Origin of the sequence: Rufibacter aurantiacus, from assembly GCF_017916345.1 — a bacterium.
GTDB lineage: Bacteria > Bacteroidota > Bacteroidia > Cytophagales > Hymenobacteraceae > Nibribacter > Nibribacter roseolus.
The window spans coordinates 1-11,065 of the sequence record NZ_JAFMSV010000006.1 but is presented as its reverse complement, the minus strand read 5'-3'; the positions used below and the strand labels follow the sequence as shown (position 1 = coordinate 11,065).

General features: G+C 48.6%; 7 protein-coding genes. 6 read left to right on the top strand and 1 reads right to left on the bottom strand.

Annotated elements, in window-relative coordinates; translation table 11 throughout:
* Positions 1 to 317: 317 nt before the first annotated feature.
* Entirely contained in the window at positions 318 to 2,771 is a 2,454-nt protein-coding gene (locus J3P34_RS21145) for an outer membrane beta-barrel protein (protein ID WP_210490625.1), read from the top strand.
* Between the two features lie 399 nt (positions 2,772 to 3,170).
* Positions 3,171 to 5,609: a DUF4982 domain-containing protein gene (locus tag J3P34_RS21140; RefSeq protein WP_246853838.1), complete on the top strand. Its 2,439-nt coding sequence runs from the start codon at positions 3,171 to 3,173 to the stop codon at positions 5,607 to 5,609.
* Between the two features lie 190 nt (positions 5,610 to 5,799).
* On the opposite strand, the gene J3P34_RS21135 is transcribed toward J3P34_RS21140, so the two are convergent.
* Complete coding sequence (locus J3P34_RS21135; RefSeq protein WP_210490623.1) at positions 5,800 to 6,177, bottom strand: hypothetical protein; 378 nt, start codon at positions 6,175 to 6,177, stop codon at positions 5,800 to 5,802.
* Between the two features lie 122 nt (positions 6,178 to 6,299).
* On the opposite strand from J3P34_RS21135, the gene J3P34_RS21130 reads away from it, so the two are divergent.
* From J3P34_RS21130 to J3P34_RS21115, 4 genes are all read left to right on the top strand, one after another.
* Positions 6,300 to 7,754 carry a tyrosine-type recombinase/integrase gene (locus J3P34_RS21130; RefSeq protein ID WP_246853837.1) on the top strand — a complete coding sequence of 485 codons (1,455 nt, stop codon included), beginning with the start codon at positions 6,300 to 6,302 and terminating at the stop codon, positions 7,752 to 7,754.
* A gap of 206 nt (positions 7,755 to 7,960) precedes the next feature.
* The gene (locus J3P34_RS21125; protein WP_210490622.1) at positions 7,961 to 8,659 is read left to right on the top strand and encodes a hypothetical protein; all 699 of its coding nucleotides are present in this window, start codon (positions 7,961 to 7,963) and stop codon (positions 8,657 to 8,659) included.
* Positions 8,660 to 8,762: 103 nt separating this feature from the next.
* The gene (locus J3P34_RS21120; RefSeq protein ID WP_210490621.1) at positions 8,763 to 9,218 is read left to right on the top strand and encodes a hypothetical protein; all 456 of its coding nucleotides are present in this window, start codon (positions 8,763 to 8,765) and stop codon (positions 9,216 to 9,218) included.
* 1,051 nt (positions 9,219 to 10,269) lie between these two features.
* Positions 10,270 to 10,911, top strand: coding sequence for an AbiU2 domain-containing protein (locus J3P34_RS21115; protein ID WP_210490620.1), 642 nt, complete (start codon positions 10,270 to 10,272; stop codon positions 10,909 to 10,911).
* Positions 10,912 to 11,065 lie beyond the last annotated feature (154 nt).

The window sequence follows — 11,065 nt, the reverse complement described above, 5'->3', positions numbered from 1 at the left end:
TTTACCAATCAAAGTAGAAGATTTTTGAATTTATGTTAACTTTATTAGAGTAAGTTATACTTTTCGTTTTTGCCGGAGGTAGGTTTAGCTACCTGGCAAAAAGCAACGGTCTCCTTGTCCCAGTTTCTTGCTATCTCCGTTCTGGAGCGCAAGTGTTTCTGAGAAATAGTTTTCATTGAGCCTTCATCAGGCTTCCCGTTCTAACAGATCTCAACAGAACTTTAATTGCCCATTCCCAATGGAGTGCTTCGGCCTCAGATAAACTGCTCCTGGTATTTGTATCCACTTCCCTGCGGGGGACTTCTGGTAGCTGATCAATGGAACAATTCTACAAATCAAGGTTCATCTTTTTGCTGGCCTTTCTGCTGATGTGCCACAGTGCTATGGGGCAGTTCACCATTTCGGGGAAAGTAGGGGAGAAGACCGGAGAGGCTATGCCTTTTGCCAATGTGCTGCTCCTGAACGGTACTGACTCGGTGCTGGTCAAGGGCGTGCTGGCCAGGGAGAACGGCACCTACCTTTTCGAGGATGTGAAGCCGGGCCATTACATGGTGGCGGCCACCATGGTGGGGTACGGGAAAACCTTCAGCCCGGCGTTTTCGGTGGCAAATTCTGAAAACGGCCAAAAAGAGATCAACCTGGTTTTGGCGGGCGGAGGTATTGCCCTGAAGGAGGTGAAAGTGGTGGGGCAGAAGCCCTTGTTTGAGCAACAGCTTGACCGCCTGGTGGTGAATGTGGAGGGGAGTATTGTGTCTGCGGGGGCAACGGCGCTGGAGGTGCTGGAGCGTTCGCCGGGCATTACCGTGAACCGGCAAAGCAATAGCATGAGCATCGCCGGGAAAGATGGCGTGATGGTCATGATCAACGGGAAACAGAGCCGGGTGCCTATCTCGGCGGTGATCCAGATGCTGAGCGGGATGAACGCCGGCAACATTGAGAAAATAGAGATCATCACCACCCCCTCGGCCCAGTATGATGCCGAGGGGAATGCCGGGATAATCAACCTGGTGTTGAAAAAGAACGAGGACTACGGCACCAACGGAGCTTATTCCCTTACCATGGGCTACGGCTGGTATGAAAAACCGGCGGGTACCTTCAACCTGAACCATCGCACCGAAAAGCTGAACCTGTACACTGACTACTCTTTCCTGCGCAACCATTCTTATGAACGTATTGAGACCTTCAGGGAGGTTTCTTACGAAGGGCAAATAAAGCAGACCACCAGCGCCAACCGTCGCCAGCCCATCATCGCCAACCATACGGCCCGGGCGGGGTTTGACTATACCATTTCTCCCAAAACCACCCTGAGCGGATTGGTGTCTGGATTCAGCGATAGATGGGAAACCGGCCCCAGAGATGAGCAGGGAACCTCGCAGACTCTAGTGAATGGCGTATTGGAATCGGCGGTAAGTACGCGGCACGTAGAGGTAAATCACTGGCGCCACCTCATGGGAAACCTGAACCTGAGCCACAAATTAACGCCCAATCAGGAATTCAGCCTGGATACCGATCTCCTGTTTTACCACGACAGAAACCCGCACCAATACAGCAATGCCTTTACCTTTTACGCCCCCGCTGAAACCAAAGACCAGCAGTTGACCATGAAGAAAACCACGCCCATCCAGCTGTGGGTGTCCAAAGCCGATTACCGGTATAAAATGAAGGAGAACACCACGTTGGAGATCGGGGTAAAGGCGACCATCTCCCAACTGAAGAACCAGGTGGTGGTGCAGGACTACAAAGACGGCGTCTGGACCCCCAATGCAGAGTTCAGCCAGCACATCCGCATGCTGGAAGACATTGGGGCGGCCTACGTGAACTTCTCCCACCAACTGCCTTTCAAGGTGAAGTTGCAGACGGGCCTGCGCTATGAATACACCCACACAGACCTGCACACCATTGAGAAAGAACCCATTGTTGATCGGCGATACGGCAATCTCTTCCCCAGTATTTTCGTCTCCAGAGATCTTTCCAAGAAAAGCAGCCTGCAGGTTTCTTACAGCCGCCGCATCACGCGGCCTACCTATGACAACCTGGCCCCTTTTGTCTACTTTATTGACCCCAACACGTTTCTGTCGGGCAACACCAACCTGCGGCCCACCATCACCGATGCCCTGCAGACTACCTACCGATTCAAGGACGCTTACCTCATTACCTTGGGCTACAGTTATGACAAAACCCCCATCATTGCCTGGCAGATCCACCTGGACTCAGCCACGAACAAGCAGTACGCCCGGGCCGAGAACCTGAAACATCGCCGCAACTACTCGCTCACTTTGTCGCTGCCATTCAACCCTACCCGGTGGTGGCAGATCCAGAGCAACCTCATGGCCACCTGGATCATTACCACCGGCCTGTACGATGGCCGGGAGGTTACCCTCAAAAGCGGCTTCGCCAACGTGAACCTGAACCAGACCTTCAAACTGCCTAAAGACTTCACCCTGGAAATCTCCGGTTTCTACCAGACCCGCACGCCGTTCGGGATCTCCTACATTAAGGCTCTAGGGGCGCTCAATGCCGGTATCCAGAAAGAGTTGGAGGAGGAGAAAGGCATGTTCCGGTTATCCATAGAAGATATTTTCTGGACCAGCCGATTCAGGATATTGTCTGACATGAAGGAGCTGAACCTGTACTCCAGCTTTGACGGGATCTTCTCTGATCCGCGCGTGGTCCGGCTCACTTACTCACGCAACTTCGGGAACCGCAATATGAAAGCCTCTGCCCGCCGCGAAACCAGCTCCACCGAAGAAAGGAAACGGGCCAAGAACTAAGCCTGGTAGTTCCTTCCAACTTGAGGGCGTGGAGTTAAAAGGCAGGTTGCACATATGCGAACAGATAGGTTGGCGTCTTTCTTAAATGGATAGGCGGGACAAGCTGTTTCCAGGGGTATTTTATGAAAAGAAGCCCAAAATGGTATTAGGTTTTGGCCCGTGGCTTTACTCCATCTGGTGTAGTTGCAACTCAGGGTAGCCAAGCAAAGCTGTATCAGGAAGATTAACTAATGGAGCACCCTATCTTACCAATAATATGAACAGGAAAGCAGCCTTTTATTGGAAAAGCAATTGCGTAGATTTGTAGGATACTTGTAACGGAAGCATTACCCCAGACTATGAATCCAGTTAGAGGGTGGTGGGTTCGTTATCAAGCCTAAGTTCTATAATTGCGTTTCTATGAAGAAGTATTTGATGAAAAGGTATTTGCTCCTTTTGTCTCTTTTGGTTTCCCAAATTTCCCTGGCCCAGGTGCGGGTGGTGACTGAGCTAAGCGATAACTGGCGATTTAAAAAAGGGAAGCATGACCAGGCTTACCGCACAGATTTCAATGACAGAAGTTGGCAGAAGGTAACGGTTCCGCACGACTGGGCAATTTACGGCCCTTTTGACAAGGAAATTGATAAGCAGGTAGTGGCTATTGAGCAGAACAATGAGAAGAAAGCCTCTGAAAAAACCGGCCGCACGGGCGCGCTGCCTTACATAGGCGAAGCCTGGTACCGCAATGAGTTTATGCTGCCAAATTACAAAAAGGGGCAGAAAGTACTCCTGGTCTTTGAGGGCGCCATGAGCGAGCCCAAGGTGTTCCTGAACGGGCAGAAAGTAGGGGAGTGGGCCTACGGCTACAGCTACTTCTACTTCGACGTCACCAACCAGGTTCAGGAGGGGAAGAAGAATACGCTGGCCGTGCAGCTGAGCAACCAGGGCCAGTCCTCGCGCTGGTACCCTGGCGCCGGTTTGTACCGCAAGGTACAGATCATTGTGAAGAACCCCGAGAGCATTGAGCAGTGGGGCACCTTCGTGCCCACCCCCTTTATCTCCAAAGACATGGCCAAGGTGAACGTGAAGACCAGGGTCTCAGGCAGCAACGTGCGCCTGGTGACCCTGGTGTTGGATGCCAAAGGCAACACCGTGGCCACCGACAGCACCGGCAAGCTCTTCGGGCAGGAGTTTGAGCAGAACATCGCGGTCAGTAACCCCCAGCTGTGGAGCCCCGAGACGCCTTACCTCTACACCGCGGTGACCCGGCTCTACGCGGGCAATGTGCTCAAAGATGAGGTCTCTACCCGCTTCGGAATACGCGAGATCAGCTACAAACCCAACGTGGGCTTCAGTTTGAACGGCAAGGTGCGCAAGTTCAAGGGCGTGTGCCTGCACCATGACCTGGGGCCGCTAGGCGCCGCGGTGAACAAGGCCGCCCTGCGCCGGCAACTGAAGATTTTGAAAGACATGGGTTGTGATGCCATTCGCTCCTCGCACAACATGCCCTCCATGGAGCAACTGGAGTTAGCCGATGAAATGGGCTTTATGTTCCTGGCCGAGAGCTTTGACGAGTGGGCCAAGCCCAAGGTGAAGAACGGCTACAACCGCTTCTTTGAGGAATACGCCGAGAAGGATATCGTGAATCTGGTGCGGGCCACCCGCAACCACCCCTCCATTGTGATGTGGAGCTCCGGCAACGAGGTGCCCGACCAGTGGGGCGCCGAGGGCGTGAAACGCGCCAAGTGGCTGCAGGAGATCTTCCATCGTGAGGACCCCACCCGCCCGGTGACGGTGGGCATGGACCAGGTGAAGGCCACCATGGCCTCGGGTTTCGGGGCCCTTTTGGACATTCCGGGCCTGAACTACCGGGTGCACCTCTACGAGGAGGCTTTTCAAGCCTTCCCGCAGGGCTTCATCCTGGGCTCAGAGACAGCATCAACCGTAAGCTCCCGCGGCATCTACAAATTCCCCGTGGAGAAAGCCGTGGAGAAGCAGTACCCCGATTTCCAGAGCTCCTCCTATGACCTGGAGTACTGCAGCTGGTCTAACCTGCCCGATGATGATTTCGTTCTGCAGGACGACAAGCCCTGGGTCATTGGCGAGTTCGTCTGGACAGGATTCGACTACCTGGGCGAGCCCACCCCTTACGATGATAAGTGGCCTTCGCGCAGCTCCTATTTCGGGATCAATGACCTGGCTGGGTTACCGAAAGATAGATTCTACCTGTACCGTAGCCGCTGGAATAAGGAATCTGAGACCCTGCACATCCTGCCGCACTGGAACTGGGAGGGAAGAGAAGGCCAGACCACCCCGGTGTTCGTGTACACGAACTATGATAGCGCCGAGCTGTTCGTGAACGGCAAGAGCATGGGCGTGCAGAAGAAGCACGCGGCCACCCCGCAGAACCGCTACCGCCTCATGTGGACGGACGTGAAATATGAGCCAGGCACCGTGAAAGTAGTCGCCTTCGGGAAAGACGGCAAGCCCGTGGCCGAGCGGGAGGTGAAGACCGCCGGCAAGCCGCACCGGATCGTGCTGCAGCCGGACCGAAAGCAGATCTCCGCCGACGGGAAAGACATCTCCTTTGTGACGGTATCGGTGGTGGACAAAGACGGAAACCTTTGCCCCACGGCCACAAACCAGCTTGACTTCAGCGTGAAGGGCAAGGGCACTTACCGCGCCGCCGCCAACGGCGACCCCACCTCGCTGGAGCAGTTCCACCTGCCCACCATGAAGCTGTTCAGCGGCAAGCTGGTGGTGCTGGTGCAGTCCACTGAGGAAGCCGGAAACCTGGAGCTGACCGTTAAAGGGAAAGGCCTGCAGACCGGAAAGGTGAGCCTGACATCTTCCCGTTAGTTTAGAGAAGTTTCTCTAAAAACGTATAAAAAACCATAGAAGCAGTACCCTGTCTTGCAAGAGATTGGGTACTGCTTTTTTGTTTCTCAGGTAGGTCCCCTGTGGTTGAATGCTGTAGGGGAGATAAGAAGCCGGTTTTGAAACCCAAAGCCATTCCGAAGTTCTGGTCTAAAGGGCCTTGGCATTCACTTTATCTTTCCATATAAGACTGCCAACTCACAATAAGCACCTTCTCCTCCTCCAGTAGCAGGTAGCCATAATCATAACAGAAATGGTAGGTGTTTCCTTTCTGGGTACGGTAAAGATTGGTAAGGTAGCGGAAATCAAAGCCCGCCTGCACCAGCGCTTCGCGGCGGAGAGTGGTTTTTCCCTGGGGACTAAACCGTTGCAGAATCTGCCGGTTCTGGCGCAAGGCGCTGTTCACCTCCCGCATAAGCCGTTCACCCCGGTCCTGCAGCTTTCGCTGGTTCCCAGACCTGGCCCGGCACTGGTCTGAGCAGAACCGCTTGTCTGCCCTGCCCACAAGGGGCTCCCCACAATGGCCGCAAACTTTTCCGATTTTCTCCATACCCGTTCTTATCCGAATACATTCGATTATATCCGGATCATTCGGATACATACGGACATATACGCGTAGTTTACGGCTAAGGCCAGGCAAGAGGCTATTTTGGTGTTTTCAGCCAAACAAGTATGCATCAGCCAGTTGTCACCATCCCTGTCCTGTATCTCAATCCCCTGGAACACGGGGGAAAGCAATTCATCCGCCTCTGGCACAAGCCGGACAAACGCATCAGTAGGAGATTGAAGGAGACCGGGGTGGCCAGGTATAGCAAAACGTATAAGTGCTACGTGGCGCACCGCACCCAGCACACTATTGAACGGCTGCACCAGACCTTTCAAGGGATTGCCCAGGTAGACACCCGTTACCTGAACCGGCCCCGGCGACTTAGGCCAGACCTGGGGACCGTAGTGGCGGGGGAAAACAGGCAGGCCGAACCGCTGCGGAAGTTGCCCAATTTGCCGGTATTGCGACTCCAACCCCTGTTGCACGAAGGTAAAGAGGTGCTGCAAGTAAGTTTCACTTATAATAGACAGCTTTATGCCAGGCTCAAGGAGAGTGGTGCCTGTAGGTGGTTACCCAAGGAAATGTGCTTCTCTCTGGATACCGGCTCCCATGGTATACATGCCTTGCTGGACAGACTGCAAGGCGTGGCCCTCGTATGGCTTAGCGCCACAGTGAAAGTAAAAGACATGTCGGTGCTGCGGAGGCTCTGGGAGCAGTCTTACCACAAGGACGGTGATTACCTAAGCTGCCCGCTCACCTACCTGGAGAAGCTGCAGTTGCTGAATTATTCCCTGAACACCATCCGGACTTACCACTCCCTGCTGGTGCGTTTTCTTAACGCCCACCGCGATTCTGGCATGAGAAAAATAGACACTTTTACGGCAGAGGAGATCAATCAATACCACCGGCAGATGGTACAGAGCCAGGCGTACTCTTTTTCTTTTGTGAACCAGAGCATTAACGCGGTCAAGTTCTATTACCAGCGGGTTTTGGGCCACCAAAGCCTGGAGTTAAACGGGGTAGAGCGCCCTGAAAAGCCGGACCGGCTGCCCACGGTGCTGAGCAAGGAGGAAGTAGCCCGGATTCTTTCTGCCACTGAGAATCTGAAACACCGGTGTCTGCTGCAACTGCTCTACGCCGGGGGACTTAGGATTGGTGAGGTCATTAACCTTAAGGTCACAGACGTGCAATCTGAGCGGAACCTGCTGCTCATCAGGGGCGGTAAGGGTAAGAAGGACCGTACCACACTGCTCTCCAAGAGGCTGTTGGAGAGCCTCAGGGCGTATTACAGAAAATACAGGCCCAAAATATGGCTCTTTGAGGGGCAGCAAGGCGGCCAGTACACCGCCGACAGCATCCGCCACGTGTTCAATGGTTGCCTGGAGAAGTCGGGGGTGGGCCGGAAGGTGACGCCTCACTCGCTTCGTCACTCCTTCGCTACGCACCTGCTGGAGCAAGGAACTGATCTGCGCTACATTCAGGCGCTTCTAGGCCACCAAAGCAGCAAAACCACCGAGATTTACACCCATATCACCAGCTACGGCCTTGAGGGCATCAAGAGCCCGCTTGACAATCTGTGAGCAATCACTATATTCAACAGCAGGTATATTGTGGAAAGTTGTATTTTGCAAAAGGATTTAGGGTCGAAATTTGGTAGGATGGGACGGCGGGAAGTAGTATCCATGACTCCATCCAAAGTGCCAATAACCGGAATTGCTCCTTATACACAGTAGTTAGGTGTAACTTAAAAAAAAAGGCAATTTCAAATCCTCTAATATTTAAAACTATGAATGAAGATTTAAGCGACTTGAAGAATATAGTTAAAAGTATAAAATTAGAAATGCAAAAATTATCTATTGAGACAAGCAAGTGCGATATTACAATAAATGATTTAATGCAAAAATCCGATGCATTAATGAGTTCTTTAGACGGCCTTGGATTAAAGTATGAAAAAGACACCGATGACCCCGACTTCTGGGGCTCAGAACCTGAACTTAATGTATTTATATTCGGACACAAGGTTGATTATAACCTTATGGTAGCTTTAACGACCATTGGTAAAGAAATATATTCTGAAAATAATTTGTTCATACTAATAGATTATGCTCCTAATCATGAGAATGATTTGGGGGAAATTGTAAGAAAAACGAGCAATAATTATGCAAGGTTAGGTGCTGATTATAAATTAGATGATGTTTATTCATATTTATCTAACTTCTTAAAACCAAGTGATATTTTATCGACTGACAAACTATTAATTACTCCTGCCAAACTGAAGGAGCTGTTTCCTCCAAAGTACCAGACTGAAGATGGTGCAGTAGAAGACATGAAAGAAAGAGCAAGATTAAGACAATTATCTAATAAGTATAGAAGGTACTCTCCGCACAGAGATGTTTTTGATGCTTTAACTGATGGTCAGTATGGAGACTATAACAGGACAAAAGTAGATAATGATATTACAAGAATATTCACAGGAGACGACTAACTAAGATAAATAGAAAAGCTACACCTAACATTGTATAAACGCCAGCATCGGCCGACGGCCTCCGCCGCCGTTTATACTAACCGTTAGGCGTAATGCATAAAAAATGAAAAAGATAAGAATAGCTTCGGGAGTAATCTTTACCATTGCCTTGATTGTTCTTGCTACTAATTCTTTTTCTCAGAATATAACGGCATCTACCGAGGACATTGTCAAAAAGATTCGAAACCAGCCTTCGCTATTGCTAAACCACCGATTGACAAGGAAGAATATTAGATTAGCCAATAAACTGTCAGAAAAAGCATCCGACAGCGAATTGATTAATTTAATTGGCAGTGAGGATGGAAAAGTAGCATGTTTAGCATTTTTACTCCTAAAGAAAAAGAATCATTCAGCATTAGATTCCATATATAATGCTTTTAGTTCACGTCCATTAGAAGAAATCAGGATGATAAACAGATATAACAACAAGTGGAAGGGTCATAATATTCTTCTTGAATCGGATGAAAACTTTATTTTCGAGGTCTACAACAAGGGAAGATATTTGGAAAATCTGAAATAGCACTACGCCTAACACTGTATAAAAATCATGCTACGGCCGACGGCCTTGCACGTTTTTTATACTAGCCGTTGTGGCAAATTTTAAATATGGCTTCTAGGTGAGGCAAGCTGAAAAAAATTATCAGCAAGAGAAGCAAAAGCCAGATAAAAACCTGCGAAAGTTGCAAAGACTTATCGGCAAAAGAATTAGATTACTTTAGCAAAAGAAAGCAGACGCCGCCCGACTTCTACCGACTGATGTTGCAGAAGTAGCAAAAGTCGCAGAAGAGGAATTGACCTGGCGTTTGAGCAAGGACGGACGCAGAATACGTTCAAACCGACGGAAGCAAAATGCGTTTTCCGCCTGATTTCCAGAAAACAGGTCAAAAACGGACAGGCATTAAAAAGTAAAGCTCTCCATTTTTGCGTTTTCGGGCTCTTTTTCTGAAAACAGGCCAAAAACAGAAAATAAAACTCGGCGGGCTTTGCAGAGAAAAAACTCGCCACAACATTGTGTAAACACCATGCCACGGCCGACGGCCTCGCACGTTGTTTACACGAGACCGTTATGTGCAATTGAAATTATCAAAACGCTAAGCTCAATAATCAGCATAAGGATAAGAGATGGAATTTAACCAAGACTTTAAAAGCGGACGAAGGTTTATTGTTGCTGGCTTTGTGATTTCCTTGTTATACTACACTGTTATACTTGGCGGACCATTATATTTTTATGGTGTCTTTTTAATGATTTGTTCAAATGCATCTTACAACACAAAGCTGAAGTGGATTTTTGTTCCAGCAGTTCTTTGGTGGCCGTCAGCATATTTCCTCATATGGGTTGCATATGAGCTCGGACGATAAACAGACTTTTGAATGTAAAATGTACAGACAGTCAAAATCAGTATTAGTGCTACTTTTTCGAAATCAGCTCAAAAATAGAAAAAGAAGAAATCAGCGGCAGGCGTAAGAAGAACAACAGCACATAACAACAACTAAACGCCAGCCTCGGCCGACGGCCTTCTGCCGCCGTTTAGCCTAGTACGTTAGCAGCAATTAAAAAAATATACTAGCCCATGTTTTTAAAGACACCAGATGACATTGAATTAGAAAAGTTAATAGATACACAAAAAACTGTTCTAGAGAAAACATTTCAGAATAACTACATAACCCAACAATCGACATTAGAGATATTAATGAAGTCAATAGAGCATTGTGACTTTAATAATTTTTCTGAAAGCCGCTTAATTTGGAATTTCGCTAGTTATATAAACATTATCTCTTTTGATTTGAAAACTATTGGGGAGAATCTTTTCTTTCAAAAGAATGAATGGAGTAAAAGATATTTCGCAAGACAAAGTGCGCTTTTAATCTATGAAGCTATAAATGATATATTTGAAATGACTGGTAAAGAACTTAGAAGAGTTATTTCATTATTTTCCGTATCCGAAGCTTTATCAAATGAATTAAAAGCCATAATAAAGAACCTTAATGAATACAAAATCACATACTTCGACTTTCTTAAAGAAATAAGACATAATTGTATTGCACATAGAGATAAAGATTCAATTGAACAGATTAGAATTATTGCTTCAGTAAAATGGAACAATGCGATTGAATTTACTAGCAAGTTCGACAATATACTTATGGATTTAGGGAAGTTCTCACAAAGATTAATTAATATAAGTTTGGAAGAATCTAAAGAACTTAAAAAATAACAGCTGCTAACATTGCATAAACGCCAGCCTCGGCTGACGGCCTCCGCCGTCGTTTATACGAGACCGTTATGTGCAAGGCTAAATAACAAAATATGAGGATTCAACATAGATACTTGGTATATGACAGCCACACAAATGTAATCGGACCAATCAA